The 26,332-nt window shown below is 57.0% G+C and carries 21 protein-coding genes and 2 tRNA genes; 8 read left to right on the plus strand and 15 right to left on the minus strand.

The features are described from left to right. Positions 1–8 precede the first annotated feature (8 nt). The 10 genes from ACTHXA_RS05265 to dnaA all read right to left on the minus strand — a co-directional run bounded on the left by ACTHXA_RS05265 (position 9) and on the right by dnaA (position 11,425). Positions 9–650, minus strand: a complete 642-nt coding sequence (locus ACTHXA_RS05265; protein WP_441670089.1) for a hypothetical protein — start codon at positions 648–650, stop codon at positions 9–11. Positions 651–756: 106 nt separating this feature from the next. Next, positions 757–829, minus strand: a tRNA-Ala gene (locus ACTHXA_RS05270). Positions 830–888: 59 nt separating this feature from the next. After that, positions 889–962: transfer RNA gene (locus tag ACTHXA_RS05275), tRNA-Ile, on the minus strand. 109 nt (positions 963–1,071) lie between these two features. Next, on the minus strand, positions 1,072–1,479 hold the full coding sequence (locus ACTHXA_RS05280; RefSeq protein ID WP_441670091.1) for a DUF3566 domain-containing protein: 408 nt from the start codon (positions 1,477–1,479) through the stop codon (positions 1,072–1,074). Between the two features lie 11 nt (positions 1,480–1,490). Continuing rightward, positions 1,491–4,085 (minus strand): DNA gyrase subunit A, encoded by a 2,595-nt coding sequence (gene gyrA, locus ACTHXA_RS05285; RefSeq protein WP_441670093.1) that lies wholly within the window; start codon positions 4,083–4,085, stop codon positions 1,491–1,493. A gap of 61 nt (positions 4,086–4,146) precedes the next feature. Then, on the minus strand, positions 4,147–6,261 hold the full coding sequence (gene gyrB / locus ACTHXA_RS05290) for a DNA topoisomerase (ATP-hydrolyzing) subunit B (RefSeq protein ID WP_441670095.1): 2,115 nt from the start codon (positions 6,259–6,261) through the stop codon (positions 4,147–4,149). Positions 6,262–6,407: 146 nt separating this feature from the next. After that, positions 6,408–6,953 (minus strand): DUF721 domain-containing protein, encoded by a 546-nt coding sequence (locus ACTHXA_RS05295; RefSeq protein WP_441670097.1) that lies wholly within the window; start codon positions 6,951–6,953, stop codon positions 6,408–6,410. Then, complete coding sequence (gene recF / locus ACTHXA_RS05300; protein WP_441670099.1) at positions 6,931–8,157, minus strand: DNA replication/repair protein RecF; 1,227 nt, start codon at positions 8,155–8,157, stop codon at positions 6,931–6,933. Before recF ends, ACTHXA_RS05295 begins: the two co-directional genes overlap by 23 nt. 2 nt (positions 8,158–8,159) lie before the next feature. Next, entirely contained in the window at positions 8,160–9,302 is a 1,143-nt protein-coding gene (gene dnaN / locus ACTHXA_RS05305) for a DNA polymerase III subunit beta (protein WP_441670101.1), read from the minus strand. 602 nt (positions 9,303–9,904) lie between these two features. Beyond that, the gene (gene dnaA, locus ACTHXA_RS05310; protein WP_441670103.1) at positions 9,905–11,425 is read right to left on the minus strand and encodes a chromosomal replication initiator protein DnaA; all 1,521 of its coding nucleotides are present in this window, start codon (positions 11,423–11,425) and stop codon (positions 9,905–9,907) included. 383 nt (positions 11,426–11,808) lie between these two features. Between dnaA and rpmH the strand changes: the two genes are divergently transcribed. From rpmH to ACTHXA_RS05350, 8 genes are all read left to right on the plus strand, one after another. Further along, entirely contained in the window at positions 11,809–11,946 is a 138-nt protein-coding gene (gene rpmH / locus ACTHXA_RS05315) for a 50S ribosomal protein L34 (RefSeq protein ID WP_441670105.1), read from the plus strand. Positions 11,947–11,951: 5 nt separating this feature from the next. Next, positions 11,952–12,344, plus strand: a complete 393-nt coding sequence (gene rnpA / locus ACTHXA_RS05320; RefSeq protein ID WP_441670107.1) for a ribonuclease P protein component — start codon at positions 11,952–11,954, stop codon at positions 12,342–12,344. Continuing rightward, positions 12,277–12,660, plus strand: a complete 384-nt coding sequence (gene yidD, locus ACTHXA_RS05325; RefSeq protein ID WP_441670109.1) for a membrane protein insertion efficiency factor YidD — start codon at positions 12,277–12,279, stop codon at positions 12,658–12,660. Before rnpA ends, yidD begins: the two co-directional genes overlap by 68 nt. Positions 12,661–12,669: 9 nt before the next feature. Further along, complete coding sequence (gene yidC, locus ACTHXA_RS05330; protein WP_441670111.1) at positions 12,670–13,644, plus strand: membrane protein insertase YidC; 975 nt, start codon at positions 12,670–12,672, stop codon at positions 13,642–13,644. Positions 13,645–13,789: 145 nt separating this feature from the next. Next, positions 13,790–14,365 (plus strand): Jag family protein, encoded by a 576-nt coding sequence (locus ACTHXA_RS05335; protein ID WP_441670296.1) that lies wholly within the window; start codon positions 13,790–13,792, stop codon positions 14,363–14,365. Positions 14,366–14,376: 11 nt separating this feature from the next. Continuing rightward, a complete protein-coding gene (rsmG, locus tag ACTHXA_RS05340; RefSeq protein WP_441670113.1) occupies positions 14,377–15,057 on the plus strand; it encodes a 16S rRNA (guanine(527)-N(7))-methyltransferase RsmG in 681 nt (226 codons plus the stop codon). Positions 15,058–17,925: 2,868 nt separating this feature from the next. Then, positions 17,926–19,044: a ParA family protein gene (locus ACTHXA_RS05345; protein ID WP_441670115.1), complete on the plus strand. Its 1,119-nt coding sequence runs from the start codon at positions 17,926–17,928 to the stop codon at positions 19,042–19,044. A gap of 355 nt (positions 19,045–19,399) precedes the next feature. Next, positions 19,400–20,398, plus strand: coding sequence for a ParB/RepB/Spo0J family partition protein (locus ACTHXA_RS05350; protein WP_441670298.1), 999 nt, complete (start codon positions 19,400–19,402; stop codon positions 20,396–20,398). Positions 20,399–20,482: 84 nt separating this feature from the next. On the opposite strand, the gene ACTHXA_RS05355 is transcribed toward ACTHXA_RS05350, so the two are convergent. The 5 genes from ACTHXA_RS05355 to murJ all read right to left on the minus strand — a co-directional run bounded on the left by ACTHXA_RS05355 (position 20,483) and on the right by murJ (position 26,331). After that, positions 20,483–21,478: a D-alanine--D-alanine ligase family protein gene (locus tag ACTHXA_RS05355; protein ID WP_441670117.1), complete on the minus strand. Its 996-nt coding sequence runs from the start codon at positions 21,476–21,478 to the stop codon at positions 20,483–20,485. A gap of 41 nt (positions 21,479–21,519) precedes the next feature. Beyond that, positions 21,520–22,848, minus strand: coding sequence for an aminotransferase-like domain-containing protein (locus ACTHXA_RS05360; protein WP_441670119.1), 1,329 nt, complete (start codon positions 22,846–22,848; stop codon positions 21,520–21,522). 72 nt (positions 22,849–22,920) lie between these two features. Beyond that, the gene (gene trxA / locus ACTHXA_RS05365; RefSeq protein WP_441670121.1) at positions 22,921–23,244 is read right to left on the minus strand and encodes a thioredoxin; all 324 of its coding nucleotides are present in this window, start codon (positions 23,242–23,244) and stop codon (positions 22,921–22,923) included. Positions 23,245–23,277: 33 nt separating this feature from the next. Continuing rightward, a complete protein-coding gene (trxB, locus tag ACTHXA_RS05370) occupies positions 23,278–24,330 on the minus strand; it encodes a thioredoxin-disulfide reductase (protein ID WP_441670123.1) in 1,053 nt (350 codons plus the stop codon). A gap of 102 nt (positions 24,331–24,432) precedes the next feature. Continuing rightward, a complete protein-coding gene (murJ, locus tag ACTHXA_RS05375) occupies positions 24,433–26,331 on the minus strand; it encodes a murein biosynthesis integral membrane protein MurJ (RefSeq protein WP_441670125.1) in 1,899 nt (632 codons plus the stop codon). Position 26,332 lies beyond the last annotated feature (1 nt).

Genomic DNA, 26,332 nt, shown 5'->3' on the forward strand with positions numbered 1-26,332 from the left:
CCTCGAGATCAGAGCGGACCGTGGGCGACTGGTTCCATGTCTTCCGTTCGCATGATCAGCATGACTTCACCTTTATCGACGATGACGACGTGACCGTCCGGCACCGCCGATGCCTGGATAATTGCGGGATTCGTCTGAAATACACGCCAGCCGACGGCAGGTTCCAGTGCGTCCCAATCGACTTCCTCTGTCGGCGGATAGGGTTCCACGATCCAGCCGGTCATTGCAGACTCCGGATCCGTTTCGGGATTTCGCGTAAGGTTCAGAATTTCTGCGTTCTCCCAACCCGGTGCGGTGAGGAATCCCATCTCGTACCACACTGCCATGGAGGGGAGACCTGCGGCACGGGTGACTCTCAACTGCTGATCGAGCAGCGCTACAGGCAGCGAAATATCCTCGGTCATCGTCTCCCTTGGCTTTGCTGCGGCCAGGTCCGGCACGAGTACTCGGTAGCCATCCGCCGTCTCGCTCAAGACGAAGGGCGTGAATCCGACCGCGAATTTGTAACCATCGCGCCAGGTGTGGGATATCTTCGTGAATTCATTGAGAAGGTCTTGCGTCTGTTCACGCAGGTCCGCAGCTACCGATGCGAAGAGACGGCCTTGTTCGGAATTCGCCTCGACAGTGATGCGTTCGGTATTGGGGCTCATGATGGGTGACCTCCGGTTCCGGTTCATCGTGGCAGGCGAACGCAAACGTTGACTGGCAACGAAAAATCCGCAGTCGGTTTGTCTTCGACTGCGGATTTTTACTTTGTGGAGCCTAGGAGACTCGAACTCCTGACATCCTGCTTGCAAAGCAGGCGCTCTACCAACTGAGCTAAGGCCCCGTGCGGTTTTCACCGTAGGTATTCAATTTTTACCACATGTTCAATCCTAGCGGATTGAGTGGGGCTACAAGGACTTGAACCTTGGACCTCATCGTTATCAGCGATGCGCTCTAACCGCCTGAGCTATAGCCCCATCCGTGTCTCGCATCCGTCTGGATGTCTTCGGCACAAGAAACGAGAGTACCACAAGGTTTCCGCTCGACACAAAATCGAAGCGAGAAAATCTCTCGCATTGTTCCAGTCTAGGAGTTGGTGAAGCCAAAGACGATGCCACCGGTCAGACGCACCGTGAGGTTGTACAAGAACGCAGCAATTGCGGACAGTGCGGTCGTCACGATGATCTGCAGGCCAGCAATGATCGCAGAGAAGAGCAAGACACCCTGGAAGTTAATGAATGTTTCCACGGTGATCGAGTCGTTGCCCATCACCTCGGAGAGGAGGTTGTTGAGCGAGGTCATGACACCCGTATTGGCCAGCACGATCCACAGCAGGACCGCGGCCACCACAATCACGATGCCGATACAAATCGCGAGCAGGAGGGCAAGCTTTACTACCGACCACACATCGATTTGCACCAGACGGAGGCGCACTTGTTTCTTCGAAGTACGCCGCTCCGTCTTCTTCGCGAGCTTATCCGCTACTGATGTCATGATGCCCGATCCTACCGGTCGTCCTCCGCAGCGGCATCAGGCGACGCCGGTTCTTCGGAGTTCACTTCGACAGTTGCAACCTCAGGTGTAGTTTCCGCATCCTCATCCTCGGCCTCTTCTTCACCGAGATCGCGCTCGGTATTGCGCGCGACACCCACCACAGAGTCCTTCTTATCCATCCGTGCGAACACCACGCCCATCGTGTCGCGACCCTTTGCTGGGACCTCTGACACGTCGGAGCGCACGACCTTGCCCGAATTCAGGATCGCGAGCACTTCATCCGCTTCGTGCACCAAAATTGCACCGGCAATTTCGCCACGATCATCGGACTGCTTCATGACCTTAATACCGAGGCCACCTCGACCCTGGATGCGATAGTCACCCACCGAGGTGCGCTTGGCGTAGCCGGCTTCGGTCACGGTAAAGACGAAGAGGTTCTCGTCGGTCGCGACCGCGGCGTTGATCAGATAGTCGCCATTGCGGAAGCTCATCCCCTTCACACCCGAAGTATCGCGGCCCATCGGGCGCAACTGTTCGTTATCGGCGATGAAGTGTAGGGACTGGCCGGCGTGCGAGAAGAGGAAGATGTGGTCGCCGTCGCGAATTGCCATCGCGGAGACGAGCTCATCGCCCTCGCGTAGTTTGATTGCGATGATGCCAGCCTGACGGTTGGTGTCATAAAGCGACAGGTTCGTTTTCTTGACCAACCCATTGCGGGTGGCAAGCACGAGATAGTCCTGCTCTTCGTAATTCTCGAGGTCGAGAATTTGGGCGACCTCTTCACCGGGCTGTAGTGGCAGCAGGTTCGCAATGTGCTGGCCCTTAGAGTCCCGGCTCGCTTCGACGAGTTCATAGCACTTGGCTCGGTACACGCGACCGAAGTTGGTGAAGAACAGCAGCCAGTGGTGCGTGGTGGTGACGAAGAAGTGCTCGACAATATCGTCGGCTTTGAGCGTCGCACCGCGCACGCCCTTACTGCCGCGGTGCGAAGAGCGGTACTGGTCGCTGCGGGTGCGCTTGATGTACCCGGCACGGGTGACGGTGACAACCTGCTCCTCAACCGGGATGAGCTCTTCATCGCTCACCCCACCATCGAAGCCGTGGAGAATCTCGGTACGGCGGTCGTCGCCGAAACGACGCACGATCTCGGTCAGCTCTTCCGCGATGATTTCGCGCTGCCGCTCGGGGGATGCAAGGATCGCCTTGTATTCGAGGATCAGGGCTTCGAGGCGGTCGGCTTCGTCGGTAATTTTCTGACGTTCAAGCGCAGCCAGACGACGCAGCTGCAGGTTGAGGATTGCCGAGGCCTGAATTTCATCGACCCCGAGCAAATCCATGAGGCCCTCACGGGCGACTTCAACCGTGGCTGAAGCCCGGATGAGTGCAATGACTTCGTCGAGCGCATCCAACGCCTTGAGGTAGCCGCGCAGGATGTGTACCTCTTCTTCGGCCTTCCGAAGGCGGTACTGGGTGCGGCGAACAATGACCTCAACCTGGTGGTTGAGCCAGTGGAAGATGAAGCCATCGAGTGCGAGGGTTTTCGGTGCGCCATCAACGATCGCAAGCATATTTGCGCCGAAGGTGTCCTGCAGTTGCGTGTGCTTATAGAGGTTGTTGAGCACCACCTTCGCCACGGCATCCCGCTTCAAAATAATGACCAGGCGCTGACCGGTGTGACCACTGGTCTCATCGCGAATATCGGCGATACCGTTGATTTTGCCGTCGCGGACCATCTGCACGATACGATCTGAAAGGTTGTCTGGGTTGACCTGATACGGCAGTTCGGTGACGACGAGGCAGGTGCGTCCACCCAGTTCTTCGACATTAACCACGGCGCGCATTGTGATCGAGCCGCGGCCGGTTCGATAGGCTTCTTGGATGCCCTTGGTCCCGAGGATCTGCGCGCCGGTTGGGAAGTCAGGGCCCGGGATGCGCTGCATGAGCGCATCGAGCAGCTCTTCCCGGCTCGCATCCGGGTGCTCGAGTGCCCAGAGCGCACCGTCCGCAACCTCACGAAGATTGTGCGGCGGGATCTTCGTCGCCATACCCACGGCGATACCCTCCGAACCGTTCACGAGCAGGTTCGGGTAACGCGCCGGGAGCACAGTGGGCTCTTGAGTTTGCCCGTCGTAGTTGTCCATGAAGTCGACGGTGTCTTCTTCAATGTCGCGCACCATCTCGAGCGCGAGCGGCGCCATCTTCGTCTCCGTATATCGCGGTGCCGCAGCACCATCATTACCGGCCGAACCGAAGTTACCCTGGCCCTGCGCAAGTGGATAGCGCATCGACCACGGCTGGACGAGCCGCACCAGGGTGTCATAAATCGCCGAGTCACCGTGCGGGTGGTACTGACCCATCACGTCCCCAACGACGCGAGCACACTTCGAGAATGACTTATCCGGACGGTAGCCGCCGTCATACATCCCGTAAATCACGCGCCGGTGCACGGGCTTCAACCCGTCGCGCACCTCGGGAAGTGCTCGTCCCACGATCACGCTCATGGCGTAGTCGAGGTAGGAGCGCTGCATTTCTAGTTGCAGGTCAACCTGCTGCACGCGATCGTGCTGCGGTGCGTCTTCGTTCGTGAGATCGTTCTCATCAGCCATGTGTATTCAGCCTTGTTTCGTCGAGTTCAAAAAATTCGTGGATGCGCGGGTTCGGCCGCCGCTAGATATCGAGGAAGCGCACGTCGTGCGCGTTCTGCTGAATGAACGCGCGGCGAGACTCGACGTCTTCGCCCATGAGCGTTGCGAACACTTCGTCAGCGGCTTCCGCATCGGTCATCGTGACCTGCTGCAGCGTTCGTGTTTCGGGGTTCATGGTGGTGTCCCACAACTCCGAGTAGTTCATCTCGCCGAGACCCTTGTAGCGCTGGATCGCGTTATCTTTCGGCAGGCGGCGACCCGCTGCGCGGCCACGTTCGATGAGCGCGTCACGCTCCTCATCGGAATAGGCGTACTCATGCGCGGCATTGGACCACTTGAGTCGGTACAGCGGCGGCATAGCGAGATACACGTAGCCCACCTCAATGAGCGGCCGCATGAAGCGGAACAGGACCGTGAGCAGCAGCGTCGTAATGTGCTGCCCGTCCACATCCGCATCCGCCATCAGAATCACCTTGTGATAGCGCGCCTTCTCGGCGTCAAAGTCATCACCGATGCCGGTACCGAAGGCGGTAATCATCGACTGGATTTCGAGATTTTGCAGTGCACGGTCAATGCGCGCCTTCTCGACGTTCAGCACCTTCCCTCGCAGCGGCAGAATGGCCTGGGTGCGCGGGTTTCGACCCTGCACGGCCGACCCACCGGCCGAGTCACCCTCCACGAGGAAGATCTCTGACTCATCCGGGTTCCGCGAGGAGCAGTCGCGAAGCTTGCCGGGCATCCCGCTCGACTCAAGCAAGCCCTTGCGTCGAGTTTGTTCGCGGGCCCTACGGGCCGCGATGCGCGCCTGGGATGCTTGGCTCGCCTTTCGAATCACCTCACGTGCCTGAGTCGGGTTGCGGTCGAGCCACTCCGCGAGCGAGGAAGACATGATTCGCTGCACGTAGGATTTTGCCTCCGTGTTGCCGAGCTTGGTTTTGGTCTGCCCCTCGAACTGCGGTTCGCCGAGCTTCACCGAAATGATTGCGGCGAGGCCTTCGCGGACGTCTTCACCCGTGAGGTTTTCGTCCTTGTCTTTGAGCAGGCCCTTTTCGCGCGCGTAGCGATTTATCACCGAAGTGAGTGCGGAACGGAACCCCTCGAGGTGGGTACCACCCTCCTTGGTACTGATGGTATTTGCGAAGGAGTGCACCGATTCGTTGTAAGACTCGGTCCACTGCATGGCAACCTCAACCGAGATCTGCGCGTCCTTATCTTCCTGCACAATCTCGATCACGTCGTCGTGGACCGGGTCCACCTTCTTGCGCTTGACGAGGTGTTCGACATAGTCGACGAGACCGCGATCGTATTTGAAGACCTGTTTGCGCGGCTCCCACGCTTCTTCCGTCTCAACGTCGTCTGCAGCGTCGAGGTCTTCGACGTCGTCGGCCGTCTCGGGTGCATCCCCGATGATCGTTTCGGTCTCGAGCACCTCACTGACCGTGGTGAGGCTCGCGCTGAGTTTGTTGGGATTGCGCTCATCAATCAGCGTGATGCGCAGTCCGCGGTTGAGGAAAGCCATCTGCTGGAACCGAGCTCGGAGAGTTTCGTAGTCGAACTCAACCGTCTCGAAAATCTCCGAGTTGGGATAGAAGGTGATGCAGGTCCCGGATTCCTCAGCCTCGTCACCGCGCCGGATTTCATGCTGTGGGACACCATCGGCAAATTCCAGGGTCCATTCGTAGCCATCGCGGCGAACCTCGGCGATGAGCTTGTGCGACAGCGCGTTGACCACCGAAGAGCCCACACCGTGCAGACCACCCGAGACCGCGTATCCGCCGCCACCGAACTTACCGCCGGCGTGCAGCTTCGTGAGCACCACTTCAAGCGTGGATACCCCTTCGATGGGGTGCTCGGCGACCGGAATACCGCGACCGTTGTCGATCACCGAGACGCCACCATCGGCGCGCAGCGTGACCACGATGTCGTCACAGTAGCCCGCTAGCGACTCATCCACTGAGTTATCGACAATCTCATACACGAGGTGGTGCAACCCGTCGGGCCCGGTGGAGCCGATGTACATGCCCGGCCGCTTACGAACCGCCTCCAGACCCTCCAGCACTTGAATTTCGCTGGCACCGTATGTGTTCTCGACCTTATTGCTGCCGGGAACCTGGTGATTCGAGTGGGTCTCGCTCATCGATTCGGACTCCTTGCGGGTTAGAAAATATAAAGCCCCAGGCACTGCTGAGGCCGACATCCCATCCTACCAAGAACCCCGTCATTTAGGCTCAGAATGGCCCCTAAACGATTTTGCCCCCTCGCATGTGGGTTGGTACGGGATCCCTAGCCGTACGTGTCTCGAGGGCCGCGACCAGGAATTGACCTCGGTCCTCGCTTCCACGACGGCGCTCCCGGATTGAGAAACTGAATTTCATTAATTTCCGCATCGGGAACACGCTCAGCGATGGTGCCAAGAATCCGGGAACGAATCGAGCGAAGCTGCGTGGCCCACGCCGTCGAATCACACTGCACTATGAGCTTGCCTTCGTTGACATAGAGCGGTTGTGCGTGTTGTGCGGTCTGCTCACCGGCGAGCTCAGCCCAGTCATCGATTACCTTCGCTTGCGCGAGCGGACGCTGCCAATCGTATTCCCGAAAGAGCTGGGTAAGCAGGTGATCGGCCCCAACCGGGTCACGGTGGGGGCCGAATGCGAATTGTTCCTCGGCCGTGGCTTCTTGTTTTTGCTGTCGCCGGTTTTTCCGGCGGTGAAAGGATGTGGTCCGGCCGCCAAAGACCTCTTTGAATCGGTGCCAGACTTCCGAGGCTTCACTAAGGGTGGCGTCATGATCACGGTGATCAGGCAGGTTATTGGGATGCTGCTGGGTCATCGGCGTCCGCCACCTCCTCTCGCGGTTCTTCGACCGCGGTGGGAGGATCAATGATCTGTCCCGCGGAAATCCGGATCGTTCGTGTCCACAGCTCTTCCGGAAGGTCCTCGAGTACGGCACAGGTGACGAGCACCTGTTCATAGCCCTCGACCGCCGCGGCAAGTCGGCTTCGGCGCTGGCCATCCAATTCTGCAAACACGTCGTCGAGAATCAGCACGGGATCACCCGTGCGGGATACTTCGCGCACAAGCTGCGCTGCAGCAAGCTTCAATGACAACGCAAATGACCAGGATTCTCCTTGGCTTGCGGTAATTCGGGCGGGTAACTCATTGAGCCAGAACGTCACGTCGTCACGGTGCGGACCAACCAGAGTGGTGCCGCGGTCAAGTTCCCGCGCTCGCGCATCCACAAGTCGTTGTGTGAACTGATCGCGAATCTCTTCGACCGTGAGCTCACTATCGATCTCACCACCTGCGCCGTCTTCGTCCATGAGATTTCGCGCATCCGCCAGTGCCGATACGCGCATGGTCATACCGGCCCCGTGATTCGCATCGACCAACGCACGATAGCTGTTCGCGAGGTGTGGCCGCAGCCGCGTAATCAACGCGAGCCGCGCCGCAATGATGTCCGTGCCGAGCGAGAGCAATTGCTCATCCCATACCTCGAGGGTGCTCAGCAATGCATCGGAGCCGCGCCGCGCCTTCGCCGACCGAAGCAGTGAGTTTCGCTGCTTGAGCACTCGTTCGTAGTTTGCAATGACTTCTGCCAACCGCGGTGCGTGCGTTGCCAAGAGCGAGTCAATGAAGGACCGCCGCTGTGCCGGCTCACCACGAACTAATGAGAGATCCTCCGGTGCAAACACGACGGTGTTGAAAAACCGCGGGAGCTCCCTCGCCTTCACGGGATGCCCACTGACTCTTGCCCTGTTGGAACCGGACTTGGTGATCTCCACATCGATGCTGAGTTGGCGCGGACCGTGCGCCAACTCAGCACGGATGATTGCCGCATCCTCACCAAACTTCACCAGCGCCGCATCGCTCGAAACCCGGTGCGATTGAAGGCTTGAAAGATAGGCGACCGCCTCGATGAGGTTGGTTTTTCCCTGACCGTTGATGCCCTCGAAGATTCGTACCCCGGGGGTGAGGTCAAGATCTGCGGATGCGTAATTGCGAAAGTTCCGCAGGCTGAGATGAGTGACGTGCACCGCTATCGCATGAGCAAATTGGGCTGCAGCAGGTAGCGGAAGGTGTCGTTCTCGGCAGGTTCATCGAGTGAGGTCTGACCGCTCAACAGCACTGGCCCCGGCTTATTGGGGTTGTCCGTGGCGGTGAAGGCAATTTTCACGAATGCCGAATGAATGGCGTTGACCCCGTCCAAGAGGAACTGGGGTTTGAGGGATACGACAATGTCATTGCCCTGCAGGTTGACACTGAGCTCTTCGGATCCGGCTGCTTGCTCCGCGCCATGGGCTTGCAAATTGAGCCCATCTTCGGTGAAAGAAAAGCGCAGTGCCTGTTCGCGCTCGAGCACGAGCTGCATACGACGGACAGCATCCACAACTTCGCTGCCCTGAATCACAGCAAAATGCGGTGACTGTGCGGGGAAAAGACGTGAAACTGCCGGGAAGTTGCCCTTGATGAGGAGCGAAGTGACCGTGCGTCCAGCTGCGGTGAACGCGATGAGCTGTCGTTCGCCCTCGGTCACCAGCGTTACGGTGACTTCATCGGCGCTGCCGAAGGACTTACCCACTTCACTGAGCGTTCGGGCTGGCACGAGTGCCTGATCGCCCTCCGCAAAATTACTTTCCCAATTGATGGTGCGAACGGCGACGCGGTAGCGGTCCGTTGCGACAAGGTTGAGTTCCGTGGGCGAGAAGGTGAGGTGCACACCGGTAATGACGGGAGCAACATCCTCTTTGGATGCGGCAACCGAAACCTGGCCGATTGCTTCAGAGAAGTCTTCGCCTGAGACAATGCCGGTGGTTCCTTCGACAACGGGAAGGGTTGGAAACTCTTCGATCGGCATTGTCGGAAGCGAGAAACTTGCACGGCCGCAGGTAATTGCAATGCCCTGATCGGTGCGTTCGACTGTGACCGGCGCGTCTGGCAAACGGTTGGCAATATCCGAGAGGAGTCGACCCTGTACGAGCACGGCACCGTCTTCATCGATTTTTGCGTCGATCGAAGTGCGGCTTGAGACCTCGTAGTCGAATGAGGAGAGCGACAGACCGTTTTCGGCGGCTTCAAGGACCACACCGCTCAGAATTGGCAGTGTTGGACGTTGCGGCAGCAGTTTCACAATGAATGACACTGCGTCGCTGAACACGTCGCGATTGACCTCAAACTTCACGGTGCGTCCTCTCGATTTGGGATGAGAACCCATGCTAGCGCGACCGCGTTGCTGCGAATCTCAAGTTCCCGATTTTTGTGAAGTTCTTTGAGCTAGGCGGAGCGGAGTTGGGATGCGACTTCGGGTCGGATAGATGTCACGAGCGAATTTTCATTAATTGATAGATCTGCAACCGCACTATTAACACCTGTGGATAATGTGGATAACTCTGTGGATGCTTGTTTTCTCTAGGGAACTACATCGGTGGAAGTTGTGGTTTTAAGGTGAATGGAAAGTGACAAAAAATTTCGTCGATGTGAACGGAAACGGCGTTGTGCACAGCTTTGATGGAGTTATCCACATTGTTTCGTGTATTTCCGCCGAGTTATCCACAGATTGTGGAAACTCGAGCCGAGAATTTCCTCCACCGTCTATCCACGGGTTTCTGCACAGGGTTATCCACAGAAGCTGTGGATAAGTACGGCTTCTGTGGATTATGGAACCGAGTCCGAAACGGATGACTCCGCTAAAATGCGTTAATTACGGGGTGGCAGACGGCGGATGATACGCATCGACAAGCATCGCGGTTGCCCGCATGGCAGTGTGATTCGTGAATCGAGGAGCTATCCGGACTTTGACCGACGCTGCGAATCTTTGCTCGACTGGCGAATTCGCGAGGTGAGTTCGGTGACCTGGTTGTAGACCGACCGGTCCTCGGTAATCAGCTTGGTGATCTTGCGGTGCGCGTACATGACGGTTGTGTGGTCGCGACCGCCAAAGAGCTGACCGATTTTGGGGAGCGAGAGGTTCGTCATCTCCCGGCACAGGTACATCGCAACCTGCCGGCTCGTGGCGATCGCCTGTGAGCGACTTGAACCATAGAGGTCTTCGACACTGAGGTGGAAGTAGTCTGCGGTCTCGCGAATGATGTCCTGTGGCGCAATGATGTTCGGCTCATCGTCAGTGATGAGGTCTTTCAATACGGTGCTGACGAGGTTGAGATCAATCGCCTGCTGATTCAGGTTCGCATACGCGGTGACGCGGATGAGTGTGCCCTCGAGTTCCCGAATGGAACCGGTGACGTGGACCGCAATGAATTCGATTGCATCCTTGGGCAGCGTGATGTCGTCAGCCTGCGCCTTCTTGCGAAGAATGGCGATGCGGGTTTCGAGATCGGGAGACTGCACATCCGTGATGAGTCCCCACTCAAAGCGGGAACGCATCCGGTCTTCAAAACCGGTGAGCTGTTTTGGTGGCACATCGGAGGTGATGACCACCTGTTTGTTGTGCTCATGCAGGGTGTTAAAGGTGTGGAAGAACGCTTCCATCGTGGAGTCCTTGCCCTGCAAGAACTGGATGTCGTCGATCATCAGGATGTCGTTGTTGCGGTACCGGGAATGGAACTCTTGTGCCCGGTTCGCACCGATGGAGTTAATGAAGTCGTTCGTGAACTCCTCGCTCGACACGTAGCGAACCTGGATACCGGGGTAGATGTTTTCCGCGTAGTTGCCGATGGCATGCAGCAGGTGCGTCTTCCCGAGCCCGGCGTCACCGTAAATAAACAGTGGGTTGTAGCTTCGAGCGGGTGCTTCCGCGACCGCAACTGCTGCAGCGTGCGCAAATCGGTTTGAACCACCGATGATGAAATTTTCGAAGGTATAGCGCAGGTTGAGTCGGGAGTCGTGCTCCGGAGGCGCCGTCGGAGCCTCCGCGTGATACGGAGCCTGCTGCAGGACATACGGGGAAGATCCCCCCTGTGGATAACTCGGGGATAAGTCCTCAGCAACCACGTCTGCCTGCGCCAAACTCGCTTGCTCGAGCGCACTTGGTCGAGACTCATCGAGTTGGTGCTCTTTGGTATCGAGTGTCGGGAGTGGTTCGATATCGGGGTTCACGACCACCGCGAAATTTGCGATTCCCGCTTCTGATCCGAGTGTGCCGATCGCGTCGAAGAGTGCTGCGCGACCGCGTTGTTCGATCATCGTGCGGGTCATATCATTTGGCACTTCAAGATAAATTGTGCCGCTGATCACGCCTTTTGGTTCGACGAGCGAAAAAAAACCTCGCATGGATGCGGGGAGAGAATTGTCGGCTTTCAACGTAGTCAGGAGTGATGACCAGATGACGGTGACGTCTTCGGTCATGTACTGCTCCTCGTTCTGCGACTGCCGGTCGGTGTGTGGTGTTCCAAAGCGATGACTATCGCTCAGGCGTGTCTCGCTTGATCTTGCCCGTGGTTGCCTTAACTAATCAAGTTATGCACAGGTCCTGTGGATAACTGTGGAACCTGTGCATAATGTTAGTCGTAGACGCTCAAGCATAGGACCTCCCCCTGGGGTTCTCGCAACCGAATGGCGAATCCTCGGCGCGTCGCGCGAAAAGTGCCACCCTTGGGTGGTAAGTGTCACCAAGTCTCAATGAATACTTGACCCACAATTGTCCTGCGATGTAGTCTGTTCCGGTTGAGCCCGTAGTCAGGGCGAAGAGTCGTTCCCCGTTGACGGGGTCACAATCCCGGAGTCAATTTATGTCTAAGCGTACTTTCCAGCCGAACAACCGCAAGCGTGCCAAGAAGCACGGTTTCCGTCACCGCATGCAGACTCGCGCCGGCCGCGCGATCCTTTCGGCACGTCGTGGCAAGGGCCGCAAGGTTCTCTCGGCGTAGTCTCGGTGCTTGCTCACCCGAATCGAGTCACGCGAGGCGAGGACTATCGTCGAATCTCTCGCAAGGGTCTTCGGGTTGGCGCGCGAGGTTTACTCGTGTTCGCCGAGCTACAAGCTGATGCTGCCGCACCCACCCAATTCGGATTTATCATCACGAAGCGGGTGGGTGTTGCTGTTGTCCGGAACCACCTTCGGCGAAGGCTAAAGGCCATCGCTCGTGAATTGCTCGTGGCGGTACCGACCGGTGCGGCGTTCATCATCCGTGTTTTCCCAGATGCGGCTGAGCTGAATTTTCAGCAGCTTCGCACACGAGTCCGCAGCGCCGTGTTGGATGCTGGCGATCAGCTTGGCGCAACTGCGATCCCCGAGCAGTGCTCATGTTCCGACGTGGTCGATTGACTTGAAACCAGTGCTACACAATCTTGCCCTGATTCCACGAAACATTGGCGTGGCGTTGCTCCTCGGGTACCGGAAAGTGATTTCTCCTATTTACGGTGATGTATGCCGGTACTATCCCACTTGTTCCGCGTATGGTTTAGAGGCAGTACAGATATACGGGCTCATTCGCGGAAGCTGGATGGCACTACGACGAATACTGCGCTGCCACCCCTGGGCCAAGCCTGATTTTGACGAGGTACCTGAACCAAAACGTGTGTTCGCACTGCGCACCACGTCCATTGGTTTTGTCGTATCAACCCTCCAACCGAAAGACTAAGCACCCGCTATGGAATTTATTGACACACTCCTTTGGCCGCTTCGGTGGGTGATCGAGCTCATCCTGGTCGGTGGTCATGCTGGATTGTCGGCTGTTGGACTCGGCGATCTGGATGGCTGGACGTGGATCCTCTCCATTCTTCTGCTGGTGCTGATCGTCCGTTCGGCGATGTTCCCGTTGACGATTCGGCAAGTGAAGTCGATGCGCGGAATGATGGAGCTCCAGCCCGAACTTAAGCGCATCCAGGACAAGTACAAGGGCAAGCGGGACCAGTTCTCGCAGCAGGCCATGCAGCAAGAGACGATGGCGCTCTATAAGGAGCACGGTTCTAGCCCACTTTCCGGCTGCTGGCCGATGCTGATTCAGATGCCGATCTTTTTCGCACTCTTCCGGGTGCTGAACACGGCAAACAACAATGAGGCCGGCGTTGGTCTCATGGATATTGATCTGGCGCAGTCATTCTCAAGCTCTGAAATCTTTGGTGCGCCACTCAGTGCGACCATGATGAACTCGGACGGGGATTTTGCGGTTATCTTTACCGCAATTGTCATCATCATTCTGATGGTCGGATCGCAGTTCTTTACGCAGTTCCAGATCACCTCGCAGAACATCTCTCCGGCGGCCAAGGAGTCGCCGATGTTCAAGCAGCAGCAGATGATGATGTACCTGCTGCCGCTCGTGATGGCGGTATCGGGGCTCATGTTCCCAATCGGTGTGATGAGCTACTGGATGATGTCGAACTTCTGGACCATGGGTCAGCAGTGGTGGACCATTCGGGCGATGCCAACGCCTGGTTCGGATGCGGCAAAGAAGCGTGAAGAGCGCCTCCGCCGTCAAGGTAAGTGGGAGACTTCGCCAGATAATCCCGCGAACCAGAAAAAGAAGAAGAACGGCGTCGAAGAGATCGAGCCAGAGAAGCCGCAGGGTCAGCGGCAGCAGCCCATTTCGAAGCAACGGGCGAAGAAGAAGAAAAAGAAGAAGTAGTTTTGCAAGGTGACGGACTTGGTGCGTCACGAGCCACCCGCTGAAAGGGATGCGAATGAGTAGCGGTACCAGAGAAGACCAACTTCACGAAGACACGGTCGGTGTCGACACGAGTCACGACGATGTTGCTGAGGAGCAGGGCTCTATGGATGCGTCGGGCGCGGATGCCACCGCTGACGCGTCTGCGGCGAGTGAGCTTGTGCAGGACTCGGAGGATGATCAGCTCGAGGACGCCGAGTCTGACGAGGATGAGTCGGACGAAGATGATCGCGACGAAGGTGATATCGCGGCTGACTACATTGAAGAACTGCTCGACATCGCTGACGTTGACGGAGACCTCGAGATTGATGTCACCGGTGGACGTACCTACGTCTCGGTGACTGCCGGTGAGAACTCGAACCTGTCCAAGCTCTCTTCGGGTCAAGTGGTGGATGCTTTGCAGCAGCTCACGCGTCTCGCCGTCCAGGCAGAAACTGGCGAATTTTCCCGCTTGATTCTTGATGTCGGCGGTTCGCGAGACGCACGCAAACGCGAATTGGAAGCGCTGGTGGATCGCGCCGTTGAGCGGATCGTGGATGGCGCAGCAAGCGCGGCACTTCCCCCAATGTCTTCCTATGAACGCAAGATCGTTCACGACATCGCGGCCGACCGAGGCTATCACTCGGAGAGTGAAGGCGAAGGTCGGGACCGCCACACTGTGCTGCGCGCGCAAACGGCATAGAGTCGAACACCATGAGTGACGCGATCGAGATTCCCGAGCCAATCCTTGAGTTGGAGATTGACGGTGAGCGGGTCGAAGTTGAACCGCGACCAGAAGTTGCCGACGAGATCTTTGGTGATCGAATTGGGGTTGCACAGGCATATGCGAACGCGCTCGTCCGCGATGGCGAACTCCTCGGGCTTCTTGGTCCACTTGAGTATCCGCGATTGTGGACGCGTCACATCATTAATTCCGCGCTCATTGCGCCGCTGCTTCACGGCGAGGTGGGTGACGTTGGATCGGGGGCAGGGCTTCCTGGAATTCCACTTGCGATCGCACGACCGGACGTGAAGTTCACGCTGATCGAACCCATGGAGCGCAGGCACACGTGGCTAGTCGAACAAATAGACGAGCTCGCGCTTAGTAATGCAACCGCACTGCGTGGACGAGCGGAAGAGATTGCGGAGAACGTGGCCTTCGATCAGGTGACCGCTCGAGCCGTAGCTGCGCTCTCAAAACTGTTGCCGTGGACGGTTCCGCTCGTGAAATACGGTGGCGAGATCGTATTACTCAAAGGTCGCTCGGCCGAAGCCGAAATCACCAAGGCGGCGAAGGTCATTCGCCGGTTCGACCTCACCGATATTCGAGTGGAAGAAGTCGGCGTGGAACTGGATACGGAGCCGACCCGCGTGGTGCGGGCAACGGTTCAGTAGCGCATTTACATACGCGTGAATATCGGATCGATATTCAGAATAATCGTTGGTTGATCAGGGATTTCTTCTGAAAACTCGTTTTCTTGATTCGAGTAGTTTCACGCCCCGCTTCTTCACCGCAACGAGTCCTGACTGTGGTAGAACGTTAAATTCGTCCGTCCATTTATTGAGCCTGATCCGTTTCACGTGAAACAAATCACAGTCTGACTCATGACTCTTTGTAATTGAATCCAAGTGGTCGTCAGCCGGTCTCCATTATTGAATAGTTGAGCCTTTTCACTTCGATAAGACATCATCCCTCGAAGGAACAATGCTCACTCGGTGATAGGTGCCGAATGCAATTCGATGGCTAGTCGACGATGCGAATGTTTCACGTGAAACTTGATCAACGCTAAGTGATGTGTCTGCTGCTCCATTTAATGCAGGGGTTCGTTTCAATCGAAAACGTATGCACTCCCACTCCTCACACTCGGAGTTTCCATGTGTGGAACCTGGTGTGGAATCGAATGAAACAATAGCTGAATGCTGCCGCTGGTCCATGTTTCACGTGAAACGGTGGGCGGATTTTCATGGACCGATTTTTGTCTTCTACTTCCAAGCCAGTGAAGACGGGATTCACGTGGAAACTAGTGGGCAAGATGGTCAGCCAAGCCTCGTCGGCGGGGCGGTCGCTCCACGCCCAGAGGCCGAGCGCGGCGAGACGTTGTGTTGGGTGGAGAAGTGAGACCCGAGCATTCGATTTGAAGTTGATCCCATCAACTGTAAGTGCGGAGACAAATTGGCACTTCGATACCAGAGTTCGCGGATTGAGCGGTCAAGACCGGGCAATTTTCCCGATGATCGTTCCACATGAAACGTGAGACACGTGATGTCTGCAGTTGGTGGCCAATATCTGAGCTAATCGAGTTCACGCGATTAGCTGTCGGCGTTGTCGGGTGTGGAGAATGGCAAGTGTCCCTCCACGCATTTTCGATCGGATGCCTTCTAGCGCGCGCCGGATTCCGTCGATTCGAGAACTGGAATCGTGGGTGCGTCAGAGCTACATTTCGGAAGTCAATTGGATGCGGAGTTGGGCTGTCTTGGATGAGTATCGAACTGTATTGCTTCAGACATTTGGTTCTTAATAACGAGGCGTCGTTTCACGTGAAACGCTTGCCGACGAGCCTAAGCCCTTGCTCCCAGGGTAAGTGTCTGCTTCTTGTCGAGGAGTGAAGGAGCGGCCCGCGCATGAGTCTCTGCTAGGCACTGCGGATTTGCCGTCTCACGTGAAACGTTCCTTGTGGTCGAGTTGCCCAGTCGGATGAGCTCGATGAGCACTCCGTTAGGCATAAGGCTCGAAGTTTGGTGAGTTCATCAGTCTCTACTTGCTCTGTCGCCTCCTCTCGAAGTCGCGTATTTGCGTGATGCGTGAGAGTCCATTCCGTTAACATTCCTGGTTGCCGCCGGACGATTTGCAGAGGACAATGCCATAGTCCCTGCTCGAAGAGCTGGAATGCGTGATCGCGTGGTGAGTCAGTTTCGTTTGCATCGCTCTCCACTTCGACCTTCTCGACCAGGTTTCACGTGAAACGGTCGGCCGCCATGGACAATTGGTCCTACGGCCAAGTAGGTGTGCTGAAGACGAGTACTCTTCGAGAGACTCAGGAAGTGAAACTGTAGGGCAGGTGGCTTTGAATGGTGAGCTTGCGTGTAGTTGCGCTATCCCGCATCTTTCAATGACTTTCCGATTCACGGATATCGCCCCACTCAACATCTTCTCTTCGGTAGGCGATGGCGTTTTCGGTCCAAGGTGTAGTTTCACGTGAAACATTCTCTTGAACTGGAGTGACGAATGAGCTGGTGAGCTCCCGCAAAGATGCTCTAATCGTCTCTATAGGAGCGCCGTCAGAATTGTGTGGCGACTTTGTCTGTCCCTTCATGCGTTGTCGAACAGCACCGGCTCTCTTTGGACTCGCGTCAAATTGCGGGTTTGGGGTCGTTTGGTCCGGCTACCGAAGTCAACAGTGATGGCGGTCTGGTGCATAGTTCCGAGTCGGTACCCGTGGTGTTGACAGTAGCCGCGTTCATCACGGTTATCCCTCTCTAGCGACGTACAAGGCCAGAGATACTTTGTGTGCGGAACCGACGGTTTCACGTGAAACGGTCGGCTTGGATTAGCTCGTTTCACGTGAAATATTGCTGCACGAGTGAAAATCAGAGTTCCGCCTGAGACGGGAGTTCTTCATGCAACAAAGTCGGTGTTGTAGTTTCACGTGAAACGGGAATGACCGAATGCTCTGCACGTGTCTCAATTTAAGGGCGAATCAGCCCTGCAGATAGCCGATCTTCAGAGCAAAGAGAGTATTTGTCAATTGGTGCGCTGAAGGGAGGGTTTCACGTGAAACGGTGTGCTTTGGATGGTCTTGTTTCACGCGAAACGCGAGTGATCGAATGTTCATTACGCCCCGAAATCGAAGGGTTAGCCGGACTCGGAGATGAAGCAATTCAGACTGAGATGGCCGGCTCAGGCCAAGGATCGGCTACCAGTTCTCGATAGATGCAGCCATCAAATTGGCGCTGTGTAGGTTTCACGTGAAACGGGCAGTACATCGAGGCCGGGAGGCTGCTACCGGCAGGTATTTCTCGATGAGACGCATCATGAGTCGTCAGTGCATTTGGTGGTGTGCTGTGTCGAGGCGTTTCACGTGAAACGGGGTGTAGGTGCCGATCGGCGATGGTTAATGTTCGTTCCTTGGAACGAGAACTGCAAGAACGAACGTGTCAGAGGTGAGAAGGTCAGGCGCAGAGCGCTGATGTAGGGGTGTTAGTGCGAGATAGTTACTACAGCCAAGGAGGGATGGCAGTACGAATTGCTGACATGAAATGTCGGTGGCCAATGAGAACCTGGTACATGTCCCGGAATTAGACAGGAAAGGTCACCGACGGTGCCGGCTCTTAGCCACCAGAACCACAAACTCTCATGTTTCACGTGAAACGTACTTTGATACCGGCCGCGAGCCTCGCGCCGCAATACTGAAACTAAACGAAGATAGAAGTCCCGGATCGCCATCAGTCTTGAATACGGTTTGGGAGAAAGGGTTTGCCAGCATGAGCGACGTTTTTGATTCGCCAATTGCCCGTCAGATCAGCGAGCTGAACGCAAAGAAGAAGACTTTGAAGACGAAAACAGCCCCCCGACCAGGGAAAACTCGCGTGATTACGGTCTCCAACCAAAAGGGTGGTGTGGGCAAAACCACCACAACGGTGAATCTTGCGGCTGCACTTTCCACGTTCGGAATGCGCGTGTTGGTAATCGACAACGACCCCCAGGGAAACGCCTCGACTGCACTGAATATCGAGCACCGAGGTGAAACGCCTGGCACCTACGAAGTACTCATCGATGGTGCGAACCTCGCAGATGTTGTGCAACCCAGTCCGGATCTCAAGAATCTCTACTGCTGCCCGGCAACTCTTGACTTGGCAGGCGCAGAAATTGAACTCGTTCCCATGGTTTCACGTGAAACGCGTCTCAAAACGGCAATCACCAACTACCTTGAGCAGCAAGAGGCGAATGGCGAGCGGATCGATTATGTCTTCATCGATTGCCCTCCTTCGCTCGGGCTTCTCACCATCAACGCCTTCGCCGCAGCGCAGGAAGTGTTGATCCCGATTCAGAGCGAGTACTACGCACTTGAAGGACTCGGGCAACTCCTCGACTCAATCGAACGGCTTCGGGAATACCTCAACCCCGCTCTTAGGGTCGGCACCATCCTTCTGACAATGTTCGATAAACGAACGAATCTTTCGAAGGATGTTGCCGATGAAGTGCGTCGCCACTTCCCAAGTGAGCTACTTGACACTGTCATTCCCCGCTCCGTACGGATTTCTGAGGCACCGAGTTTCAACAAAACAGTCCTCACCTATGACCCCGAAGGCGTCGGTGCAGTCGCCTATAAAGAAGCTGCACTCGAAATGGCAAAACAAGGAGTGACGAGCAATGGCAACTAAGAAGCGTGCCGGTCTTGGCCGAGGGCTGAGCGCCCTCATTCCCCAAGCCCCAATTCAGGACGATCGCGCAATTGATGTGTTCTTTAACGGTTCGGCACCCAGTGGCCGACAAGAACCATCAAAAATTGCCAAGGAAGAAAACCAGAACGCCCAAACGGTTCCTGCGGGCGAAGATTTTAACCCGGATAAAGGTACCCAGAAGCCGGCTGATGGCTCCCAGGAACCCTCAAATTCCTCACGTTTCACGGGAAACACCGAGTCTGTCCAGACAGAGAGCGACAAAAATGCCGAGCTCGACGCTGAAATAGAGGCCGACGTGCGTGCGGCACTTGCCGCATCAAAGAATGGCTCCTCCATCGAGAATGGGCACGACGACATCGCTGCTCGTCAGTTCCAGAATGAAGATCGAGTAGCGGATAGCGTCCACAAGTTATCCACAACTTCTGCACAAGACCTGCCAATGCTTAATCATGGAAATGAAGATGCGGCGGTAGAACCAGCTGAGGGACTACTTCCGGTCCCTGGAGCGCAGCTTGGAAACCTTGATCCCTATCGAATTGTGGCGAACACGCGTCAGCCTCGAAGCGAATTCGATGAAGAGGCGCTCGACGAGCTGACACTCTCGATCCGTGAATTTGGTGTCTTCCAGCCCATCGTGGTGCGTCCACTTAATAGTGATGATCCGCGTCGTGGCGATGCCGACTACGAACTCATTATGGGTGAGCGTCGTTTGCGCGCGACCAAGGCCTCCGGCCGTGACTCCATTCCTGCCATTATTCGTCACACCGATGATGAAGACATGCTTCGGGATGCGCTCCTCGAGAACCTCCATCGCGCTGAACTCAACCCGCTGGAAGAAGCATCCGCGTATCAACAGTTGCTTGATGACTTCGGATGCTCGCAACAAGAACTCTCGGATCGAATCGGTCGCTCCAGACCGCGAATTTCAAACACGCTGCGGCTGCTCAAGTTGCCGGTTGATGTCCAACGAAAGGTTGCCGCTGGTGTCCTCAGCGCCGGTCACGCACGAGCTGTACTCTCGGTGCACGAACCAGCCGCGATGGCGCAACTCTCCGACAAAATCATCAACGAGAACCTTTCGGTACGTGAAGCGGAACTCGCGGCATCCACTATGGGCATTCGAACTGAAAAGAATCCCTCGCGGCAGAGCCAAGTTGGTAGTGACTCACTCAATGCCCACCTGTCTACCGTCGGCGAGCGCCTCGGTGACCGACTCAATACCCGTGTAAAAGTCGTACTGCGAAAGACAAAAGGCCAGATCAGCATCGACTTTGCGTCAGTTGCAGACCTGAATCGAATCCTCGAAGCGATCGGCGAATCCACCGAGGCATAGCGTTCACGAAGGCATTCGAAAGTGACGTCGGGATGCGGTAGTCGGCTATGAAGCTGACCACCGCATCCCGCACTCAGTCAGGTGCTAGACCACGAAATCAGTATGCGTTGGTGTGTTTCGGGGTCCGCGATCTGCAGCGCGTTCGGCGAGCTTTGCGTAGACCTCGGACAACTCGAGCCCCGCGGCGTCGATCCCGAGCGGCAAGAGTGAGGTCTCGGTCATTCCGGGAATCGGGTCGGCCTCAATGAACCACGGAATTCCCTCGTCATCAATAATGAAATCAACGCGAGCCATGTCCGCCATTCCGATGACGTTATAGGCGGTGATGGCGAGCTCAGAGACCTTGGCGATAAGCTCAGGCGCCAGCCGGGCCGGCGCAAAGAACGTCGTCTCACCGGCGTTGTAGCGCGCGGCGTAGTCGTAAACACCACTCGTCGGAACAACCTCCACCGGAGGCACCGCAAACGGGCCGTCACCGAGATCCAGCACCCCCACCATGACTTCGGTGCCGGTGACTTTCCGCTCGATCAAGACTCCCTCGTCATAGGTGAACGCAGTGACGAGCGCACGTGAGAACTGCAAGGTCTCCTCGACGAATGACACACCCTGCGAAGATCCACCTTCGACGGGCTTTACCACCGCAGGGAAATCAATGCCCTTGGAAATCGCATGAATTACGCTCGCGGCACCCAATTCGCGGAACGTATCCTGCGGGAGAACAATCGATTGTGGTGTTCTGAGACCCGCACGCTTCACGAGTGCCTTCGCCGAAGCCTTATCCCAGGCGAGCTTCGCCGCCGTGGGGCGGGAACCGACATACGGCACCTCGAGCGCACGTAGGAGCGAGTACAGCGAACCGTTCTCGCCAGAAACTCCGTGCAACACCGGCCAAACGACGTCGACATCCTCGAAGTTCTCCTCGAGCCAGGGCAAGAGCGTCTCATCGGGCTCACGCACCGTGACCCGAGCGCCTGCCTTGATCAGCGCATCCGAAACCCGCCGACCCGAACGCAGCGACACATCCCGCTCATGTGAGATTCCGCCCGAAAGTATGACTACGTGACGTCCTTCGATCGTCATAAAAACTGCTCCTAGATTCGCGTGAGTATGTCGGGCTGAAATCAGTTGATGTTCGGCGGAGCCGAGGGGAAACGGTTGTCATCATCGGATCGGTTGCTGAAGGTGCCAAAGGTTTCGATGAGGTCGAGCTCGTCATTGATGACGTTCGCGAGTCGACGCACTCCCAGTCGGATGCGTTCGGGCTCGGGCAGCGAATAGGAAAGTCGAATCTTGTCGTGCCCACGACCATCCGCGTAAAAACCGGTGCCGGGCGTGTAGGCAACGAGCTCCTTGGTCGCTCGCGGCAACATTTGCTTTGAATCGAGAGTGTCGGGAAGCTGCACCCACATGAAGAAACCGCCATTGGGGATCGTCCAACTCAACTGCGGCAGGTATTCCTGCATTGCAGCAAGCATCGCATCCCGCCGCTCACGATAAGTGTGCCGGAAGGTGTCGATCTGAGCTCGCCAGTCGCTGCCCTCGAGATACTCGGTCACGAGCCACTGATTCAGCGAGGAGGGTGACAGGATGGACGACTCCACCGCAAGAATAAGCTTCTCGCGAATGCCGTGCGGCGCGAGAACATAACCGACGCGCACCCCCGGAGAGAGAATCTTCGAGAATGACCCGAGGTAAAGCACGTGGTCGGCATCAAGCGACCGGATTGCGTTCGGTGCCTTCTCGTCAAAGTAGAGCAGCCCATACGGGTTGTCCTCGACAATGAGCACACCTTCGCGGATGCACAGATCAAGGACCTCCTGCCGACGCGTTGCCGACATGGTCACCCCGGTGGGGTTATTGAAGTTCGGCACCGTGTACAGAAACTTGACTTCCTTACCTTCGGCCCTGACCTTGCGAATATTTTCGGCAAGCGACTCCATATTGAGCCCCTCGTCGTCCATATCTACGTGGCGAACATCCGCCTCATAGGACTTGAAGGTGCCAAGCGCCCCGACGTAGCTCGGGGTTTCGAGCAGAATCACATCGCCGGGATTGATGAAGAGCTTCGTCACCAGGTCGATCGCGTGCTGCGAGCCGGTGGTCGTGACCACATCGTCGGCCGAGGCACCGGTAATGCCTTCGAGCGCCATGAGCTCCAGGATGCGTTCGCGCAGCTGCGGGATTCCTTGACCCCCACCGTATTGCAGGGCTTCGGGGCCGTGTTCGCGCATCATCCGGTCGAAGGCGCTGCGAACAAGCGAATCCGGAAGCGCGGCGACGAACGGCGAGCCGCCCGCGAGCGACACAACTTCGGGGCGTGACGCCACCGCAAACAGCGCTCGCACCTCACTTACGGTCAGGCCGGAAGTACGGCTCGCATAGTTGTCGTACCAGGGGTCAAGGTTTCTTCCCCCGGGTTGAGTAGCTGGATCTGGCGATGACACGGGCATCCTTCGCGTAATAGACGAAACGCCAGTCTACGCCCGTGCGGACGAAGACTGGCGTTTGACCAGCGGCGTGGACTAGTCGAGGTAACCCGCGAAACTCTTCTCGAAGGCACCCTTGGACTGCGCGCCGATCACTTCCTTGCGGATCTCGCCACCCTCAAAGAGCTTGATCGCGGGAATGCTCGTGACCTGGTATTTCATTGCGAGATCCATTTCTTGATCAACGTCGACCTTGACCACCTTGACGTTGGGGTGCTCGTCCGCGATCTTGTCGAGAATGGGCGATACCTGGCGGCAAGGGCCACACCAGGTTGCCCAGAAGTCGACGATGACGCTGCCTTCAGCGTTGAGGACTTCCTCCTCGAAATTGGCATTTGTGACGTCAATAACCGTGGACATATTCAGATCTCCTTGAACATTGCAAAATGAAAACTACTTATCGGCGAAACTGCTCGGGTTCAGCGCGATTGGGTTGAGCGAGATGACCGGTTCGGATGCGGGCTCTGTTGTTGCTTCGTCGGTGGTTCCGGATGCGTCTTCCGCAACTCGTGCAAGTAGCTCGCGATCGAGCGTGCCGAGGTACTCCTCGACATCAAGTGCCGCAACCGTGCCAGAACCCGCTGCCGTGATTGCCTGACGGTACTGGTCGTCGAGGACGTCGCCAGCGGCAAATACGCCCGGCAGCGAGGTGCGTGAACTGCGGCCCTCGACTGCGACAACACCGGTCTCGGTAAGGTCGAGCTGGTCGCTGAAAAGTTCGGTGCGAGGGTCGTGACCGATTGCGACGAAGGTTCCGGTGAATTCGCGATCAAACTGCTCACCGGTCTGCGTGTTTTCGAGACGAAGGCCTTCGAGACTGGTCTCGCCGAGGTACTCGAGCACCTTCGCGTCGGTGAGCCATTCGATCTTCTCGTTCGAGCGAGCACGGTCGAGCATGATCTGCGAGGCGCGGAAGTTCGCTGAACGGTGGATGATCGTAACGCGGTCGGCGAAGCGGGTGAGGAACAGCGCCTCTTCCATGGCCGAGTCGCCGCCGCCGATCACGGCAATGTGCTGCTCGCGGAAGAACGCACCGTCACAGGTGGCGCACCAGGAAATACCGCGGCCCGAGAGTCGATCCTCACCGGGAACACCGAGGCGGCGATAAGCCGAACCGGTTGCGAGAATCACGGCGAGCGCTTCGTAGTCACCCTCGTAGGCGGTGTGGATGCGCTTGATGTCGCCTTCGAGTTCCACCGATTCAACATCGTCGAAGACGAGTTCGGTACCGAACCGGACTGCCTGATCCTGGAACTTCTGCATCAGATCCGGGCCGAGGATCCCATCCGGGAAACCGGGAAAGTTCTCCACATCGGTCGTGTTCATGAGCTCTCCACCCACGGTGACCGCGGAAGTAAACAGCACCGGCTTGAGACCGGCGCGGGCTACGTAGATTGCTGCGGTATAGCCGGCGGGACCGGAACCAATGATGGCGACATTTCGCATGGGGACGACTCCTGGATGCAGGTGGTTGACTTCGACTGCTATTGAGGGCAACCGAAGAGGTGGCTTGAGTATTCCGCACAGTAGAGCGGATGGACTTTGGGATCAGATGAGCGGTTCATCATCGAGTTCTACGCGCTTTTCGTAGGCCTCTCGCTGCTTCTTACGTTCATATTCGCGCATTTCACGCCGGCTCGGCATCTCAGTGGTGACCTGGCTTGCCATCGCCGCCATTTCACCTTCCGGGCTTGACTGCGAGGTGGAACCAATGCCTGATCCCATATCGGGCGAGTATTGGCGCACGAGTGAGTTGTGCTCTTCGGCAAATTTATCGGCATTCACCGCGGCGGCTGAGTGGCGGGCGAGTTCGACCGAGTGACGACCGCGACGCCCCACGATGCGATTGATGAGCGGGCCAACGAAGGTCTCGATTTCGGGGCTGCGCGTCGCAATGGCAAGACCAAAGAAGACGATTGCCATCGCACCGCCAGCCACCAGGCAGGCGATGAGCGCATTCACAATGCTGATTCGCGCCCAGCCGCTCGCTTCAAATCCGCCGAGCACCCACATGAGCAAGAGCCCGACGATCGCGGCGGGGATGATGAACACGCTGAAGCGCACCGTGGCACGAACAAGATTCCGCCCGTCCACTCTGCCGAGGCGCTTGCGCAGCACGTTGATCATGATCAGGAAGCGCAAAATGGTCGTTGCGGACTGCAAGAGCACGAGCTGCAATACGAGCACTTCCACCGGCGCGAAGTTTGCGATGAGCAAAATACCGGCGAACTGTATGGGTGAAGTGAGGGCGTAGAGCAGGAAGACACTCTTTGTGTCTTCAAACGCGTAGAAGACGCGCTGGATGTAGTAGAGCAGCGAGTAGGCGAGCAAGCTCAGCATCGCTCCGGAAATCAGGATCGCGAGCGCTTCGAGCCCGACGTCGCTCGCATCAAAAATTCTCGCGAAGGCGGGCGAAATCACCATCAGGCCAACGGCGGAGAAAATCATGAACATCGTGATCGATCGCGCACCGCGCGAGAAATCGGCGATGACCGATCTCGTATCCTTGGCGGCAGCTTTCTCGCTCAGCGAGGTAAACATCGTCGTGGTCAGTGACACCGTCACGATTGAGTGCGGCAGCATGAAGATCATCCACGCGTTTTGCCGCGCCGCAATCGAAGCGGCCTGACCGAAAGCCACGTTCGCTGCGACCGTCTCAAGCCAGCCGGTGATCTGCACCACGATGAGCAAACCGAACGACCATCCCGCGAGCTTTCCGATGCGGCTGAGGCCGGTGCCGCGGAAGTGGAAATCGGGCCGGTATTGCAGTCCGGCCTTCTTCAGGAAGAAGAAGAGTACGACCGCCTGTGCGACCACACCGAGGGTGGTACCGCCACCGATCACGGCGATCATTGTTGGCGTCCAGTCCGCGATTTCGCGCGATCCGGCGGGGTCTGCGCCAAAGATGACCGAGAACAGGATGAGCATCAGGATCGCGATGACGTTGTTGAGCGCCGGGGCCCAAGCGAATGGCGCGAAGATACTGCGCGCGTTGAGCACCTCCGACACCACCGCGTACAAGCCGTAGAAGAAAATCTGCGGCAAACACCAGTACGCGAGCGCGATCACCAGGCCGAGTTGCTCTTCCGAGAGCGTGATGCCGTAAATCCACGACAGCACGGGTGCACCGATCGTGACGATCAGCGTGAGTCCGCCGAGCAGCACGATCGAGAGTGTGATGAGTCGGTTCACATACTCGCGACCACCGTCGGGTCGCTTCGTGGCCCGGACGATCTGCGGCACGAGCACCGCGTTGAGCAGACCACCGGCGATCAGCGAGTAGATATTGGTCGGCAGAGAGTTGGCATTCGCAAAGGCGTCGGCGGAGGCCGACCCCACGAGACCGATCGTCTGCGCGAGGACGATGGCCTTGATGAACCCGAGGACACGCGAAACGAGTGTGCCCGAGGCAAGTACGAGGCTCGTACGTCCGAAAGATTTAGCCATT

Source organism: Gulosibacter sp. (genome assembly GCF_052090685.1).
Lineage (GTDB): Bacteria > Actinomycetota > Actinomycetes > Actinomycetales > Microbacteriaceae > Gulosibacter.